This window comes from Allobosea sp. Tri-44 (genome assembly GCF_004123845.1).
In the GTDB taxonomy this organism is placed as follows: Bacteria; Pseudomonadota; Alphaproteobacteria; order Rhizobiales; family Beijerinckiaceae; genus Allobosea.
In genome coordinates, this window is the sequence record NZ_NBDP01000019.1 from 569,447 (window position 1) to 584,397 (window position 14,951).

Annotated in this window: 14 protein-coding genes and 1 pseudogene; 6 read left to right on the top strand and 9 right to left on the bottom strand. The window is 65.9% G+C overall.

Annotation, left to right across the window (positions count from 1 at the left end):
• Positions 1 to 24 precede the first annotated feature (24 nt).
• Both B6S44_RS14930 and B6S44_RS14935 read right to left on the bottom strand, forming a co-directional pair.
• Positions 25 to 1,053 carry a DUF3616 domain-containing protein gene (locus B6S44_RS14930; protein ID WP_129157655.1) on the bottom strand — a complete coding sequence of 343 codons (1,029 nt, stop codon included), beginning with the start codon at positions 1,051 to 1,053 and terminating at the stop codon, positions 25 to 27.
• A gap of 809 nt (positions 1,054 to 1,862) precedes the next feature.
• On the bottom strand, positions 1,863 to 2,306 hold the full coding sequence (locus tag B6S44_RS14935) for a winged helix-turn-helix transcriptional regulator (protein WP_129157656.1): 444 nt from the start codon (positions 2,304 to 2,306) through the stop codon (positions 1,863 to 1,865).
• Positions 2,307 to 2,395: 89 nt separating this feature from the next.
• Between B6S44_RS14935 and B6S44_RS14940 the strand changes: the two genes are divergently transcribed.
• Together B6S44_RS14940 and B6S44_RS14945 are read left to right on the top strand one after the other, a co-directional pair.
• Positions 2,396 to 3,211: an oxidoreductase gene (locus tag B6S44_RS14940; RefSeq protein WP_129157657.1), complete on the top strand. Its 816-nt coding sequence runs from the start codon at positions 2,396 to 2,398 to the stop codon at positions 3,209 to 3,211.
• A 99-nt stretch (positions 3,212 to 3,310) separates the two neighbouring features.
• Positions 3,311 to 4,312 (top strand): NADP-dependent oxidoreductase, encoded by a 1,002-nt coding sequence (locus tag B6S44_RS14945; protein WP_129157658.1) that lies wholly within the window; start codon positions 3,311 to 3,313, stop codon positions 4,310 to 4,312.
• A 234-nt stretch (positions 4,313 to 4,546) separates the two neighbouring features.
• Here the strand turns inward: B6S44_RS14945 and B6S44_RS14950 are convergent, their stop codons facing one another.
• Positions 4,547 to 6,169, bottom strand: a complete 1,623-nt coding sequence (locus B6S44_RS14950) for a long-chain-fatty-acid--CoA ligase (protein WP_129157659.1) — start codon at positions 6,167 to 6,169, stop codon at positions 4,547 to 4,549.
• Positions 6,170 to 6,287: 118 nt separating this feature from the next.
• Between B6S44_RS14950 and B6S44_RS14955 the strand changes: the two genes are divergently transcribed.
• From B6S44_RS14955 to B6S44_RS14965, 3 genes are read left to right on the top strand one after another with little or no spacing between them, the layout of a single operon-like run.
• Positions 6,288 to 6,770 carry a MarR family winged helix-turn-helix transcriptional regulator gene (locus tag B6S44_RS14955; RefSeq protein WP_129157660.1) on the top strand — a complete coding sequence of 161 codons (483 nt, stop codon included), beginning with the start codon at positions 6,288 to 6,290 and terminating at the stop codon, positions 6,768 to 6,770.
• Positions 6,770 to 7,621 (top strand): patatin-like phospholipase family protein, encoded by an 852-nt coding sequence (locus B6S44_RS14960; RefSeq protein ID WP_129157661.1) that lies wholly within the window; start codon positions 6,770 to 6,772, stop codon positions 7,619 to 7,621. Before B6S44_RS14955 ends, B6S44_RS14960 begins: the two co-directional genes overlap by 1 nt.
• Positions 7,622 to 7,654: 33 nt before the next feature.
• Positions 7,655 to 9,127 (top strand): amidase, encoded by a 1,473-nt coding sequence (locus B6S44_RS14965; RefSeq protein WP_129157662.1) that lies wholly within the window; start codon positions 7,655 to 7,657, stop codon positions 9,125 to 9,127.
• Here the strand turns inward: B6S44_RS14965 and B6S44_RS14970 are convergent.
• From B6S44_RS14970 to B6S44_RS14990, 5 genes are all read right to left on the bottom strand, one after another.
• Positions 9,116 to 9,610, bottom strand: a complete 495-nt coding sequence (locus B6S44_RS14970; protein ID WP_129157663.1) for a hypothetical protein — start codon at positions 9,608 to 9,610, stop codon at positions 9,116 to 9,118. The genes B6S44_RS14965 and B6S44_RS14970 overlap by 12 nt on opposite strands.
• 103 nt (positions 9,611 to 9,713) lie before the next feature.
• The gene (locus B6S44_RS14975; protein ID WP_349236374.1) at positions 9,714 to 10,910 is read right to left on the bottom strand and encodes a GAF domain-containing sensor histidine kinase; all 1,197 of its coding nucleotides are present in this window, start codon (positions 10,908 to 10,910) and stop codon (positions 9,714 to 9,716) included.
• A gap of 120 nt (positions 10,911 to 11,030) precedes the next feature.
• Positions 11,031 to 12,059, bottom strand: coding sequence for a DmpA family aminopeptidase (locus B6S44_RS14980; protein WP_129157664.1), 1,029 nt, complete (start codon positions 12,057 to 12,059; stop codon positions 11,031 to 11,033).
• Between the two features lie 24 nt (positions 12,060 to 12,083).
• On the bottom strand, positions 12,084 to 12,482 hold the full coding sequence (locus tag B6S44_RS14985; protein ID WP_129157665.1) for a VOC family protein: 399 nt from the start codon (positions 12,480 to 12,482) through the stop codon (positions 12,084 to 12,086).
• Between the two features lie 17 nt (positions 12,483 to 12,499).
• Positions 12,500 to 13,030: an RING finger protein gene (locus B6S44_RS14990; RefSeq protein ID WP_129157666.1), complete on the bottom strand. Its 531-nt coding sequence runs from the start codon at positions 13,028 to 13,030 to the stop codon at positions 12,500 to 12,502.
• Between the two features lie 360 nt (positions 13,031 to 13,390).
• Here B6S44_RS14990 and B6S44_RS14995 point away from each other — a divergent pair, with 360 nt between their 5' ends.
• Positions 13,391 to 14,773 carry an aminotransferase gene (locus B6S44_RS14995; protein ID WP_129157667.1) on the top strand — a complete coding sequence of 461 codons (1,383 nt, stop codon included), beginning with the start codon at positions 13,391 to 13,393 and terminating at the stop codon, positions 14,771 to 14,773.
• 75 nt (positions 14,774 to 14,848) lie between these two features.
• Here B6S44_RS14995 and B6S44_RS15000 read toward each other — a convergent pair.
• Positions 14,849 to 14,951: pseudogene (locus B6S44_RS15000) on the bottom strand (IS110 family transposase); the annotation flags it as partial.

Genomic DNA, 14,951 nt, shown 5'->3' on the forward strand with positions numbered 1-14,951 from the left:
CCGGGAAGGCCGCCCGGCCGCGCCTCAGCGCAGCTTCAGCCGGTACTCCTCGAACTCACCGTTCTTCACCCCGTCATAGCCGACGATGACGCGCAGCTCATCGCGTTCCTCGGTGAGGACGGTGAGTGCCTCGGCCTTGGCATTCTTGCGCTGGCGCAGCTCGCCGAGCTCGCGGGCGGCAGTCGGATCGGCCGGATCGAGCAGGAGGATCGCATAGGGCACCTCCTGTTCCTGCGCCGGTCCGACGAGGACGAGCAGGCGGCCATCCGCCAGTGGAGCGAGATCGCGCACGCCGCGCTGCGCGCCGGCCGGAACGGCAAGGAGCTGCGGAGGTGTCGCCGCCGGCCCGCTGCCCGGCTTGAACAGCTCGGTGACGCTGCCGCCGACGAGGAAGGCGCGGCCGCCCAGCGAGGGGGCGCGCAGGCCGAGCCAGAGCCGGTCGCCGACCACGGCGAGGCCTTCGATGTTGAGCCCGTTGGTTTCGGCGTCGAGCGGCTTGCCGAGATAGGGCGCGACCTCGCTGGCGGCGCCGAGAAGATCGGAGACACGCCAACTCAGCTCGGGAGTACCGGCCGGGCCGTTACCGGCTCCGATGCGCGCCAGCAGGAAGGAAGAGGGGCGGTATTCGCCGCCATGGCGCGAGCAGCCATGTGAGCCCACGATATAGAAGGAGCGGTCGGCATAGGCGATGCCCTCGCCGTCGAACTCGCCGAAGCCGCCTTGCCTGGGGCAGCCGATCGCGGGCTGGCGTCCGCTTGCGGCGGGGGTGGTGTCGCCGATGAGCGGCTGGGCGCGCTCGGGCCGGATCGTCTTTTGCGTCAAGGTCGCGAACTGGGCCGCCTTGCTCTCGTCGTTGACGACGAGGCAGCGCCATTCTCCGCCGGCCGGCGGGCGGCAGGCGATGCCGCTGATGTCCTTGGCGGCCTTGCCCTTCTTGCCGGCGAAATCGGAAGTAGCCTCGATCCGGCGCTCCGGCTTCAGCGGCTCGGCGCGGGCGGGGCCGACGGTAAGCAAGGCGAGGGCACAAAGGGCAGGCAGAGTGGCAAGCCGCATGGTCTTGCTCCGGTGGAAAGAGGCGAGATAGGCGTGGAGGCCGCAAGTTACAAAGGCCGGGGTGCCAATTCTTGCTCCGGGCAAGGACATCGCGTTGCAGAAGCTCTCCTCCTTCCGTGAGATCGATGTGGGGAATCTCGCCGCAAAACCCTCTCCTTCCAGGAGAGGGGTTCCCCGCGCTTCTCGCACCCAAGCCAAATCCCCGCCCGCAGGCTCATCCCGCGGGCGTTGTGCATATGAGGGGCAGCGGAGCGCCGCGAGGCGCGTTTGGTATTCCGCTTCCATTGAGCCAGGAAGCGGCGCGGACGGGTTGAGCCACCATCCGCACGCCCCGTGGCGCTCCGCCATCGGCGATTTTAAAGCTCCGGGCCGCGCTTCTGTCCCGCCGGTGTCAGCCGGCGCGGTCTAGCGAGCTCCTCGCGCAGGGGCCGTAGTACCCCACGCAGACAAGCTTGCGCAGTCTGCGAGTCTCAAAGTGGAAGACGCCGCCGCAGGCGGCGGCTTTGGTCGGTTCCCGAAGCCTCCCGGGAGCGAGGCGCAACCCTCGCCCGCAGGCGCCGCACCCACCCCACCAAACGACATGCCTCCGGATGGCCGCGCCTCGGGGATGGGATGCGGGCGAGTATACGGGGAGTTTGGAGGGCGGGGATAAGGTTGATGACTATCCCCGCCAGCGTTTTGAACGTCAGATTCCGACCACACCGGACGTGCATCACATCCGCTTTTGAGGGGGCAAGCCGTAACGCCCTAACGCTGCCGTCAGGATCGGCCGACGTTAGGCAGGCAATGCATCATGTTCGCGCTCCGTCTCAGGCAGCGCTTCCCGCAGGCGGGACAATGCGAATCGGACGTGTTCCGATCGGAGCGCCAGTCGCACGGTCGATGGTTACGGGATCGATCTCCGTCCCGGTCTCGGCGTCGAAAAACCGGGTTACACCGTCACTGCTACGGTGCTTTCGCCCCCACGCACCGATCGCGAATAATACTGGCAGGAAGTCCAGACCCGCTGCGCTCAGCACGTATTCCTCCCGCGGCGGCCGCTCGGAGTAGCGGCGCTTTTCCAGAAGCCCATCCTCCGTCAAGGCCGCGAGCCGGCGCGTCAGGATCGTCGGGGCGATGCCGAGGCTTTTCCGGAACTCGTCAAAGCGGGTGAGCCCGGCATGGGCGTCCCGCATGATCAGCATGCTCCATGCGTCCCCCACCAGCGCGAGGCTGCGGGCGATCAGGCATGGCTGGTCGGAGAGGTTCTGCATGTCGATATCGTTTTGATAGTGACTTCGTATCGAAATGATAGTAACACGGTGCTCGTCGATGTTCCATGACGGAATGAAAGCAGAGACCGATGAGCAAGACAGAACGCGGCGTCGCCCTGGTCACTGGTGCCTCCTCCGGCATTGGGCTGGCGACGGCGGGAGCGCTCCGGCGCAATGGCTACCGGGTGTTCGGAACCAGCCGGAAGGCGATGGCCGAAAGCTCGGACGGTATCGATATGCTGGTCTGCGACGTCACCGACGAAGAATCCGTGCGGCAGACGGTCGATGAGGTTTTGAGCCGCGCCGGACGGATCGATCTCCTCATCAACAATGCCGGCCTCGGCCTTTTAGGCGGCGCTGAAGAGTCTTCGGCTTCCCAGGCCCAGGCACTGTTCGATGTGAACGTCTTCGGCGTCGTGCGTCTGACGAACGCGGTCCTGCCTGCTATGAGACGCCAGCGAACGGGCCGGATCATCAACATGAGCTCCATTCTCGGGCTCATTCCTGCTCCCTTCAATGCCCTCTATGCCTCGACCAAACACGCGATCGAGGGTTACTCGGAATCGCTCGACCACGAGGTGCGAACGCAGGGCATCCGCGTCGTACTGGTGGAGCCGGGCGTCACCCGCACGTCCTTCGAGGAGAACATCACGCGGGCGGATCAGCCGCTTCCCCTTTACGACGCTGTCCGTGCCGACGCGGAGAAGCTGATGCGCGAGATCGTCGAGACGGGAGATGCACCGGAAGTGGTTGCCGACACGGTGGTCAAGGCGGCCAACACGGCAACACCCAGGAGACGTTATACCGCAGGAAAGGCGGCGAGGCAGGTTCGCTTCATGCGCCGCTTCTTGCCCGAGTCGCTGGTCGACAAGAGTCTTCGGAAGTTCAACAGGCTCCCTGCCTGAGCGCGGGGTCGTCTGCAGATTTGGCAGCGCCAGGGTTAAGCGGCGGGATCGACGGTACGGCTGCTCGGCCCAGTAAAAACCTCTCAGAAAAAGAACCTCATGAAAGCCTTCATCGTCGATCGGTACAGGAAGAAGGGCACGCTGCGGCTCGGCGAGATGCCGCAGCCGGCCTTGCGGGATGTCGATGTCGTGGTCGAGATCCATGCGGCCGGGCTCAATCTTCTGGATTCCAAGGTCCGCGACGGCGCGTTCAAGCTTATCCTTCGGTACCGTCCGCCCTTCATCCTGGGACACGACGTGGCGGGCACAGTGGTCCGCGTCGGATCTAACGTCCGCCGCCTAAAACCGGGCGACGAAGTCTATGCCCGGCCGCGCGACGGCCAGGTCGGGACTTTCGCAGAGTTCATCGCCATGAACGAAGCCGACGTGGCGCTGAAGCCGAAGAACCTTACCATGGAGGAAGCGGCTTCCATTCCCCTGGTGGGGCTGACGGCCTGGCAGGTGCTGGTCGAGCTGGCCGGCCTGCGAAAAGGGCAGAAGGTCCTCATCCATGCCGGCTCCGGCGGCGTGGGGACATTCGCCATCCAGCTGGCCAAGCATCTCGGCGCAACGGTCGCGACCACCACGAGCACGGCGAATGTCACGCTGGTCGAGAGACTCGGGGCGGATGTCGTGATCGACTACAAGAGCCAAGACTTCGAGAAGGTCCTGTCCGGCTATGACGTCGTCCTCAACAGCCTGGACGGCGACACGCTTCAAAAATCCCTGAATGTGCTGAAACCAGGCGGCAAGCTGATCTCGATCTCCGGTCCGCCGGACCCCGATTTCGCCAGGGAACAAGGCCTGAACTGGCTTCTACGGCAGGTCATGCGCGTTCTGAGCTTCAACATCCGGAGGAAGGCCAAAGCCCGGCGGATCAGCTATTCTTTTTTATTCATGCGCGCGAACGGCGAGCAATTGCGCCAGATCACATCGCTGATCGAAGCCGGGATCATTCGCCCTGTTGTGGATCGAGTCTTCCCGTTCGAAGCGACCAATGCAGCCCTGACTTACATCGAAGCGGGACGGTCAAAGGGCAAAGTCGTCGTCAAGCTGAGGTGAAGGCGGTGTCGCCAAGACGCTAGCGGGTCCTCGCGCTGACGTCCCTGAGCTCGTCAATGCGCTGGATGAGCCTCCATGTCCTGGCCTACAACCTCAAGCGGGCCATCGCGAGCATCGGCGTTGATGAAAGCAATGAGAGCCTGACCCTCAAACCTTGTGCGCATCATCGAAACACGACGCCGAAAGACGTTTCTACACAGCCTCCACCCATCGCAGACCTCCCGCCTTCGCCCCTCATCCTGGCAGCCGATACTCCCGAAACATCTCCCTGAGCGCTGTTTTCTGGATCTTCCCGGTCGCCGTGTGCGGGATCGCCTCGACCAGCACGACATCGTCCGGCAGCCACCATTTCGCGATCTTGCCGGTCATGAAGGCCAGCATCTCCTCGCGGCCGGGCGTCCGGCCCGGCTTGGGCACGATCACCAGCAGCGGCCGCTCGTCCCATTTCGGATGCGCGACGCCGATCACCGCGGCTTCAGCGACATCGGGATGGCCGATGGCGAGGTTTTCGAGCTCGATCGAGGAGATCCATTCGCCGCCGGACTTGATCACGTCCTTGGAGCGGTCGGTGACCTGCATGTAGCCATGCGGGTCGATGGTCGCGACGTCGCCGGTATCGAAGAAGCCGTGCTCGTCGAGGATCGGCTGATCGTGGCGGTAATAGGCGCCGGCGACAGCGGGTCCGCGCACCTTCAGCCGCCCGAAGGTCTTGCCATCCCAGGGCAGGTCCTGGCCGTCATCGTCGGTCAGGCGAAACTCGACCGTGAATTGCGGATGGCCCTGCTTGACCTTGAGGTCGTAGAGCGCCTCGCCTGCGAGATCGGCATAGATCGGCTTGATCGAGCAGAACGAGCCGATCGGGCTCATCTCGGTCATGCCCCAGGCATGGTCGACGGTGACGCCGTATTTGGTCTCGAACGCCTCGGTCATCGCCCGCGGGCAGGCCGAGCCACCGATCACCACGCGCTTCAGCGTGTTGAGCTTGCCGCTATTCGCCTCGAGATGCTGGAGCAGGCCGAGCCAGACCGTCGGCACGGCGGCGGTCAGCGTCACGCCCTCGCCGTTCAGAAGCTCGAGCAGCGAGGCGCCGTCGAGTTTGGCGCCGGGCATGACCAGCTTCGCCCCGGTCATCGGCGCCGAAAAGGCCAGCGACCAGCTATTGGCGTGGAAGAGCGGCACCACCGGCATCACCACGGTGCGCGCCGACAGGCCCATATAATCGGGCTGGGCGCAGGCCATGGCGTGCAGCACGTTCGAGCGGTGCGAATAGAGCACGCCCTTGGGACCGCCGGTCGTGCCCGAGGTGTAGCAGAGCCCGGCCGCGGTGTTCTCGTCGAGATCGGCCCAGGCGAAATCGGCATCGGCCTCGGCGAGCCAGTCCTCGTAGGCGACGGCGTTCCTGAGCGAGGTCTCAGGCATATGCGCGGCGTCGGTCAGGATCACATAGCGCTCGATCGTCGGCAGCTTGTCCTGCAGGCCCTCGACCAGGGGCACGAAGGTCAGGTCGAGGAAGAGCAGCCGGTCTTCGGCATGATCGATTAATTGGGCGATCTGCTCGGGGAAGAGCCGCGGATTGACGGTGTGGGTGATCGCGCCGATGCCGCTGATCCCATACCAGAGGGCAAGGTGCCGGTCGGTGTTCCAGGCCAGGGTCGCGACGCGGTCGCCGAGGCGGATGCCTTCGCGCGTCAGCCGCTTGGCGATCGTCAGCGCCGTTTGCCTGATCTCGGCATAGGTGGTGCGCCGGATCGGCCCTTCGACGCTGCGGGAGACCACTTCGCGCGTGCCGTGCTGGATCGCCGCGTGGTCGATGATCCGGTGGATCAACAGCGGCCAATTTTGCATCAGCCCGAGCATGCGTTTCTCCCTGTCGTCTTGCTTTGCTTTTTGGCAGCATAGCCAGCGGACGGCTCCCGGCGAAAGCCCTCGCGTCCGCTTGGGAGATGGGTTAGTTTACAACTAAACGATCTAGGGAATGAACGCCTTGTCCGTGCCGCGCCCAGCCCCCGCCCCGGAGCCCATCGAGCCGGACCGCGTCTGGTTCCGCTTCATGCGACTGCACCAGCGCATGCTCGGCCAGATGACGGCGCGCATCCGCGAGCTCGGCCTTTCGATCCCGCAATTCGATCTGCTCTCGACGCTGACCGAACGCGAGGGCATCAGCCAGAGCGAGCTCGCCGAGCGGCTCTACGTCACCAAGGGCAATGTCTCGGGCCTGGTCGACAGGCTGGTCCAGGCCGGGCTGGTCGAGCGCCGCGCCATCGTCGGCGACCGGCGCTCCTACGCGATGCACCTCACCGCCGAAGGCCGCCGTCTCGCCGAGGCCGGGATGACGACGCAGCGCGACTATGTCGCCCAGACGCTCGGCAAGCTGCCGGCGGCGGATCTCGCCGAGCTCGACCGGCTGGTCCTGTCCTGGCGCGAGCGCGCCCGCGCCCTCGACACGGACCAGGGCTGATGTTCGCAGGCCTGGCCTATGCCGGCGGCGGCAACCGCTGCTATTGGCAGGGCGGCTTCTACGAAACGGTGGCGCCCCGCATCGGCCTTGCGCCGCGCCGCATCGTCGGCGCCAGCGCCGGCGCCGGGGCCATGCTCTACAATGCGCTGGGGCTGGGGCCGACCGTGCGCGAAATGCTGCGCGAGGCCTGCACCGGTCGTACCTCCGAGGTCGACTGGGCCGCCTTCCGCCGCGGCGGCAGGCTGTTTCCGGTCGCCGAGATGTATCGCGAGATGCTCACGGCGCTGTTCACGCCTGAGCGGCTGGCGGCGCTGAAGGCCCGGGCGGATTTCCTGATCGCGATCTCGCGGCCGCCGCGCTTCTGGCCGCTGCCTGTCATCACCGCGCTCGGCATCGGCGCCTATCAGCTCGAGAAGCGCCTGCGTCGCCCGGTGCATCCGACCGTCGGGCGCAAGCTCGGCTTCCGGCCCGACCTCATCCGCATCGCCGACTGCGCCGATCCCGAGCAGCTGGTCGATGCGCTGATGGCGAGCGCCGCCGTGCCGCCCTTCATGCCGGCCGGTCATATCGGCGCCCGCGCCGCGCTCGATGGCGGCCTCGTCGACAGCGCCCCCGCCTGGGCGCTTGCCGATATGGAAGCCGCCGGCGAGCAGACCCTCGTGCTGCTGACGCGCCCCTTCGCCGAAGTGCCCCAGGTCGAAAACCGCACCTATGTCCGGCCCTCGCAAGTGATACCGGTCAGCCAGTTCACCATCCGCAACTGGGACGGCATCCGCTTCGCCTATGAGCTCGGCGTGAGGGACGGCGAGGATTTCTTGCGGCGGATGGCTCGGGAGCGTCTGGCGGGTTAGGGAGGAACGTTCCGCCTACACTCAGGATCGCGCATGGCCTCGATCGATCTCACCGCCTCAGCCACCAGCCTGCGTGCCGACCTGCTCGCGCGCCGTTTCAGCGCGATGGAGTTGCTCGAAGCGATCTTCGCCCGCATCGACGCGCTGAATCCTTCCCTCAACGCCATCGTCGCGCAGGATCGCGAGGCGGCGCGGGCGTTTGCCGCGGACTCAGACCGGCGCATCGCCGCCGGTGAGGCGCGGCCGCTCGAAGGTCTGCCGATCACGATCAAGGACGCCTTCGACGTCGCCGGCCTGCCTTCATCCGGCGGCCTGCCGGCCTATAAGGAGCGCATTCCGACAGAGGACGCGGCCGCCGTCGCCCGCCTGCGCGCGGCCGGTGCGGTCATCCTCGGCAAGACCATGGTTCCGGTCTTCTCCGGCGACTTCCAGAGTTACAACCCGGCCCATGGTGTCACCAACAATCCCTGGAATCCCGATTATTCACCCGGCGGTTCTTCGGGCGGCGCAGCGGTCGCGGTCGCCACGGGGATGAGCGCTTTCGAGCTCGGCTCCGATCTCGGCTCCTCGGTCCGCTGGCCAGCCCAGGCCTGCGGCGTCTTTGGCCTCAAGACCAGTTGGGGCCTGGTCTCGACCTGGGGGCTGGTCCCGCCGCCGCCGGAGCGGCGCACCTTGCGCAATGCCGATCTCGTCGTCGCCGGCCCGATCGCCCGCGCAGCCGAGGACCTCGACCTGATCCTGCCCGTGCTGACCGGCCCGCGCGATCCGAATGTCGCCGGCGCCGCCCTATCCGCCCCGCGCAAGACGGAGGCAAAGGGTCTGCGTGTCGCGCTCTGGGCACAGGAGCCGTTCGCACCGGTCTCCGGCGAGGTCTCGGCGGCCGTGCGCGAAGCCGGGCGGCGCCTTGCCGAAGCGGGCGCGCTCGTCAACGAGACTGCGCGCCCGGGCTTCCGCTTCACCGAAGCCTATGAGGTCTACGCGCTGCTGAACCACGCCGTCGTCGCCTACGGCCTGCCGCCAAAGGTGCGCGCCCGCATCCAGGCGCAAGCGGTGAAATTCGCGCCTGGCGATCTCTCGCATCAGGCGCTGCAGGCACGCGGCGCCCGGATGACGCCCGGCCTCTATCAGCAGCTCCACCAGCGCCGCCTCGCGCTCAAGCGGCAATGGGGCCGCTTCTTCCAGAACTATGACGTGCTGCTCTGCCCGCCCGCACCAGTCGCAGCGCAAAAGCACGATCATCTGCCGGACTTCCACGCCCGCCGGCTCGACATTGACGGCGTGGAGCGGCCCTATCTCGACTTCCTGTGCTGGGCGAGCCTCGCCACCGGCGCCGACCTGCCTGCGCTGAGCGCGCCTATCGGATTGTCGCAGGCGGGATTGCCGACCGGCGTTCAGATCATCGCCCCCTTCGGCGAAGACCGGACGGCGATCGCGGTCGGGGCGATGCTGGAGAGACTGGGCGGCGGCTATCGTGTGCCGACCGACCGGGGAGGCCTACTTCCCTAAAAGACCGCGATAGTAAAAGGCGACATTATCACCGGAACCATTCTTGATGCGGTTCGTGACCCGCCCAATCGGCCAGAAGGCCGTGCCGGACCGTGCCTTCACAGCGGGGAAATCGAGCCCGTCGAGTGTCATCATGCCCCATTCGCCGCCGTGATTGCGCCGATACACCTCGCCAATGTAGCTGCCATAGGCCTTGGCGATCGTAGCCACCGTATCATCCGATATTTGGGCTTTCGACTTGACGTAATCGGCATGCAGCCGAGCGAGGATCGTCTCCACATTTACGATACTTCCGTCCGACCAATCCGGAGCGACGCCGAAACTCGCCTTGGCGTGATCGATCGCATCAAGCGCATAAGCCCCTGTGACCACTGCGATCTTCGGATCCACAGAGAAAGCTTGCTTGGTGGTGCTTTGCGGCATCGCCTCCCCCACGAAGAGAAGTAGGGACAGAAACAGGGCTGAAAGGACGCTAACCTTCACGTTCTTACCTCTACTTCTGGATGCAACAGTCCGATGCTGCACTCTATGAGCGTTCATCATCTATAGCATCCCACGCTACGGCATGGGCATATGCTTGCGGCGCTCAGATATCCGACGAGCGTAGCGGCATCCGGAAGGTGAACCGGGTCTCGTCCGCATCGGAGGAGACCTCGAGCGTCCCGCCATGGGCCCTCGCGATTTCAGAGGAGATGTAGAGCCCGAGGCCAAGTCCCTGCTGGCTCGGCTTGGCCGAGGCGCGGACGAATGGCTTGAAGAGCTCTTTCCTGACCGCCAGCGGGATCGGCTCGCCGGCATTGGCGACCGACAGCTCGAAAGTGTCGCGGGTCTTGTGGGCTCGCACGATGACGGGGCGATCGTCGGCTCCATGCGTGAGGCCATTGGCGACCAGGTTCGACAGCATCTGCGCGATCCGGGCGCCGTCGCAATCGATCGGCCCTAGCAGATCGAACTCGCTCAGTACCTCGCGATCCGGATGCGAGGACCGTAATTCGCCGACGACCTGTTCGAGCATCGCCTTCAGCTCGGCTTCGTCGCTGCGATCGAGCAGGATGCCGCCACCAAGCCGTCCCCGTGCGAAATCGAGGACGTCGCCGATCAGACCGGACATCCGCATGAGACTGTTTCGCATCATCCCGGTCAGCGACCGGATTTTCGCGATGTCCTCGGTACGGTCGAGCATGTTCAACCCGGCGGCGACCGAGGCCACGGGGTTACGCAAGTCATGACCGAGCACCGCGATGAACTGCTCGCGGATTTCGCTGTTCTGGACCTCGCCGGCAAGGCTGGCCTGGCTCGCCGCCAGTTGCGCATGCGAATCGAGATGGAAGGCGATCAACTCGGCGAAGAGCTTGAACATGCCCAGCGTCGCCGGATTGTTGAGCGAGCGGGGCTTGGGATCGATCGCGCACAGCGTGCCGAAGAACCGGCCATCCGGCAGGATGATCGGCATCGAGATGTAGCTCTGGAGGCCGTATGTCTGCGGCGTGTGGTGCGTGCAATAGACCGGATCTTCCGCGACATTGTCGATGACGACGACCTCGCGATGCTGCCGGATCTCGTGACAGATGGTCGTTTCGACCTTCAGCTCCCCGCCAGGCTGAAGCCCGAACGCGATCTCGTCGCGAACGCCGCAAGCGACCCAGCGATCCTCCGTCACGCGCGCTATCGCGGCAAAGCCCATCCCGGTCGTCCGGCAGACGACATCGAGGATGGTCGGCACTGCGGCGATCGACGCGATGGCCGCGACGTCTTCGGAGAAATCCTGCGGCATCGAACTCATTGAAACAGCAATCGGCCCACGGGCGATCCTACGTCTATGTCAAAAGACAAGGCGTCAGTCCAACTGGCCTGCTTTTGCGACAGGACATGCTGATCGGCGGTCTCGCGCGACGCGGGCTGGTCAGAGACAATCCGCCAGCGACGGCCGGCGGTTGCCGTCGCGCCCGATCGTCTCCGGCGCGGCCAGCATGGCGTTCAGCACCGCCTCCTGCGTCGCCTCGGCCGCGGCACGGAAGGGCAGATCGATCCGGTTCTCGTTGAGCACCGTCAGCGGGACGAGATCGGCTTCATCGTGATGGGCGATCCGGCTCGCGGTCGAGAAGGCGATGGCGATGTCACCGCTGCCATTGCCCCAGAACGCGCCGAGCCGCGCCAGGCCGGCGCCGCAGCGTCGGGCGATGCGCGTCAGCTGCCGGCTCTCCAGCGGCAGGTCTGTCGCCAGGATGATGATGACCGAGCCGCGCTCCGGCGATTGAGCCGAGGTCGCGGCCGATGGCACCGGGCGCCGCCCGTCCGGCAAGACGAGATCGCCGGCATTGCCGAAATTCGCCTGCACCAGCACGCCGAGCGTGAAGTTGCGGCCGTCGAGTTCCATCAGCCGCGAGGCCGTGCCGATGCCGCCCTTGAAGCCGAAGGCGCTCATGCCGGTGCCGGCGCCGACCCCGCCCTCCTCGACCGGCCCGCTGCTGGCGGCATCCAGCGCCGCTTCGGCATCAGCCACCATCAGGCGCCGGGCCCGGATGTCGGAGAGGAAGCCGTCATTGCATTCGAGCACGAGCGAATTGACCGTGCCGGTGCTGCGACCGATCTCCGGATTGCTGGCGAGCGCCCGCCCGACCAGCGCCTCGATGCCTACAGCGACCGAGAAGGTGTTGCCGAGCAGGAGCGGCGTCTCGATCTGGCCGAGCTCAGCGAGCTGCATCAACCCGGCGCTCTTGCCGAAGCCGTTGATCACCTCGACGCCGGCCCGCAGCTTCTCGCGGAAGAGGTCATGCTGATGCGGCAGCACCGCCGTGAAGCCGGTCAGGACATCGCCGTCGCGCACAGTGCGGTGTCCTACGGCAACGCCAGCCACATCGGTGATCGCGTTGAGCGGGCCGGGCGGCAGCGAACCGCAGACCAGGCCGTAATCGCGCGCCCGTTTGCCCAAGGGAATCTCCTACCGCGGTGCCGATCAGATCGCCGCGTTGAACACCGCTTCGATGTGATGGCCATCGGGATCGATGACGAAGGCCGCGTAATAGTGTGGGCCATAATGCGCGCGCAGACCGGGCACACCATTGTCGCGCCCGCCATGCCGGAGCGCCGCGTGATGGAACGCGTCGACGGCCTGCCGGCCCGGAGCCGCGAAAGCAACATGGAATCCTGGCCCCGGTGGCCGCTGCCCGTCCGGGCGATGCTTCAGCGCCAGGCCGTCGCCGCCGCCTTGGATGCCGTAACCGACTGCCTGATTGGTCTCGCCGGCCCTGAGGTCGTTCCAGACGCGAACATAGCCGAGCGGCGCGAGCACGGCATCGTAGAAGGCTGCGGCGCGCTCGATATCGCAGACGCCAAGTGACAGGTGGTGAAGCATCGGCCGCTCCGGCTTTGTCACGCCGCCACCCTGACCTTCGCCACCGTCAGGCGCGGCCGCCCGCCCGCCAATTCCTCGCGCAGCACCAGGCGCTCGTCAGGCGCGATCGTGCCGAGCGGGACGTCATGCGTCGGCAATACGGCGGTCGCGGACTTGTTGAGGAAGACGATCACCGGGCGGTTGCCGGCGGCGGCCCAGCGACGCAGCTGGGTGAGATAGGGCTCCTTGCGCCAGGCCTGCGGTGCGCCGGGATCAAGCTGGACGAACAGCCAGCTGGTCGCCGGGTCCATGGTCAGGACGAAGCGCGCCTTGTCCGGCTTCCACTCGGGCCCGAGGAAGCTTTGCGTCATCCAGAGGCAGAAGAAGGCACGGCAGTGGTCGGGGCGGGTCGCATGGATGCCGCAGCCCCGGCCCGGCAGGCAGTGCCTGCACCAGGTCCCGGCGACGCTCTCGACTGCAGGTACGTCATAGACCTTGCAGCACAGCGTGCAACTGCCGCAATCGCGGCCGGGCGCCGGCTGGTTCGCCATGCTGGCGGGATCGATCATGCTGGTCCCCGTGAAAAGGCGCGGCACCATGCGCATCCGATGCGCGGCTGACAAGCCATGATTGGAATCGTTCCAGGCGCAATGTGCTTCACCACCCCTCATCCTTAGGAGGCCGCGTAAGTGGCCGTCTCGAAGGATCGTTCAGGAAGCTCCGGAACCAGCTGGAACATCCTTCGCGACGCGATCCTGCGGATCGCTCCTCAGGATGAGGGCTCGGGTTTGACGCCACCTCAAGATTCCGACGAGCCCGGCCCGTCCCGCGCCAGACTCTGCCCCGATCTGCAGGAAAATCGCTCAGCGCTTGCGCCGATCGCGGTCTATGCTCGCATAAACAACGCGTAAAGAAGCAGGAGCCGGGACATGCTGACCAACCTCGCCGTCCGCGATATCGAGACGCTCGTCCACCCCTATACCAACCTGGCGACGCATCGCGAAGTCGGCCCGCTGGTGCTGGAGCGCGGCAAGGGGGTCTTCGTCTACGACACGACCGGCAAGGATTATATCGAGGGCATGGCCGGGCTCTGGTGCACCTCGCTCGGCTATTCCAACCAGGAGCTGGCCGAGGTCGCCTATGAGCAGCTGAAGAAGCTGCCCTTCACCCATCTCTTCTCCGGCCGCAGCCATGATCCGGCGATCGAGCTGGCCGAGAAGCTGAAGGAGATCGCGCCGGTGCCGATCTCCAAGGTGTTCTACGGCGCCTCCGGCTCGGATGCGAACGACACCCAGGTCAAGCTGGTCTGGTACATGAACAATGCGCTCGGCCGCCCGAAGAAAAAGAAGATCATCTCGCGGCTGAAGGGTTATCACGGTGTCACCGTCGCCTCGGCCTCGCTGACCGGCCTGCCGGCCAACCACACCGATTTCGACCTGCCGCTTCCCGGCATTCTGCACACCTCCTGCCCGCACCATTATCGCTTTGCGCAACCCGGCGAGAGCGAGCTCGACTTCTCGGCGCGCCTTGCCGCCGAGCTGGACGAGATGATCCAGCGCGAGGGGCCGGACACCGTCGCCGCCTTCATCGCCGAGCCCGTGATGGGCGCCGGCGGCGCGGTGACCCCGCCGGAGGGCTATTTCGAGGCGATCAACGCCGTCCTCGCCAAATACGACGTGCTGTTCATCGCCGACGAGGTCATCACCGGCTTCGGCCGCACCGGCGAGATGTTCGGTACGACGACCTACAAGATGAAGGCCGACACGCTGTCCTGCGCCAAGGCGCTGACCTCGGCCTATTTCCCGCTCAGCGCCGTGCTGATCAACGAGCCGGTCTACGAGGTGCTCGTCGACCAGAGCAAGAAGATCGGCACCTTCGGCCACGGCAACACCTATGCCGGCCATCCGGTCGGCTGCGCGGTCGCGGTCAAGACGCTGGAGATCTACCAGCGCGACAAGATCATCGAGCATGTCCGCAAGGTCGCGCCGAAGTTCCTGCAGCGCCTGGCCAGGCTCGCCGAGCACCCGCTGATCGGCGAAGCCCGCGGCGTCGGCCTGATCGGCGGCATCGAGTTCGTCAAGGACAAGGCGAGCAAGGCGCAGTTCGAGGCCAAGAAGGGCGTCGCCCTGAAGTCGACCAGCTTCGCCCAGGAGGAAGGCCTGATCCTGCGGGCGCTGGGCGGCGACCGCGTCGCCTTCTGCCCGCCGCTGGTGATCACCGAGGCCGAGATCGACGAGCTCTTCGAACGCTACGAGCGGGCGCTGGGCAAGACGCTCGACTGGGTCAAGGCGGAAGGCCTGCTGGCGGGCTGATCCGGGTTCTTATCTTGCCGCGGGATCCCCTCTCCCGGATGGGAGAGGGGTAGGGGTGAGCGACTGTCTTGGTGGTCAAGCGTCTTGTTCGCGCCATGGTTGTTGGTCCCGGATGACGGCATTGAGGATCGTGACGAGTTTTCGGGCCGTCGCGATGATGGCGACGAGCTTTGGCTTT

What these genes read in the sequence shown, in the direction of transcription:
- B6S44_RS14965 (WP_129157662.1), top strand. Translation starts at nt 7,655, where the DNA reads ATGGCCTCGATCGATCTCACCGCCTCAGCCACCAGCCTGCGTGCCGAC.
- B6S44_RS14975 (WP_349236374.1), bottom strand. Translation starts at nt 10,910, where the DNA reads ATGAGTTCGATGCCGCAGGATTTCTCCGAAGACGTCGCGGCCATCGCG.
- B6S44_RS14935 (WP_129157656.1), bottom strand. Translation starts at nt 2,306, where the DNA reads ATGCAGAACCTCTCCGACCAGCCATGCCTGATCGCCCGCAGCCTCGCG.
- B6S44_RS14940 (WP_129157657.1), top strand. Translation starts at nt 2,396, where the DNA reads ATGAGCAAGACAGAACGCGGCGTCGCCCTGGTCACTGGTGCCTCCTCC.
- B6S44_RS14960 (WP_129157661.1), top strand. Translation starts at nt 6,770, where the DNA reads ATGTTCGCAGGCCTGGCCTATGCCGGCGGCGGCAACCGCTGCTATTGG.
- B6S44_RS14990 (WP_129157666.1), bottom strand. Translation starts at nt 13,030, where the DNA reads ATGATCGATCCCGCCAGCATGGCGAACCAGCCGGCGCCCGGCCGCGAT.
- B6S44_RS14995 (WP_129157667.1), top strand. Translation starts at nt 13,391, where the DNA reads ATGCTGACCAACCTCGCCGTCCGCGATATCGAGACGCTCGTCCACCCC.
- B6S44_RS14985 (WP_129157665.1), bottom strand. Translation starts at nt 12,482, where the DNA reads ATGCTTCACCACCTGTCACTTGGCGTCTGCGATATCGAGCGCGCCGCA.
- B6S44_RS14930 (WP_129157655.1), bottom strand. Translation starts at nt 1,053, where the DNA reads ATGCGGCTTGCCACTCTGCCTGCCCTTTGTGCCCTCGCCTTGCTTACC.
- B6S44_RS14955 (WP_129157660.1), top strand. Translation starts at nt 6,288, where the DNA reads ATGAACGCCTTGTCCGTGCCGCGCCCAGCCCCCGCCCCGGAGCCCATC.
- B6S44_RS14945 (WP_129157658.1), top strand. Translation starts at nt 3,311, where the DNA reads ATGAAAGCCTTCATCGTCGATCGGTACAGGAAGAAGGGCACGCTGCGG.
- B6S44_RS14950 (WP_129157659.1), bottom strand. Translation starts at nt 6,169, where the DNA reads ATGCTCGGGCTGATGCAAAATTGGCCGCTGTTGATCCACCGGATCATC.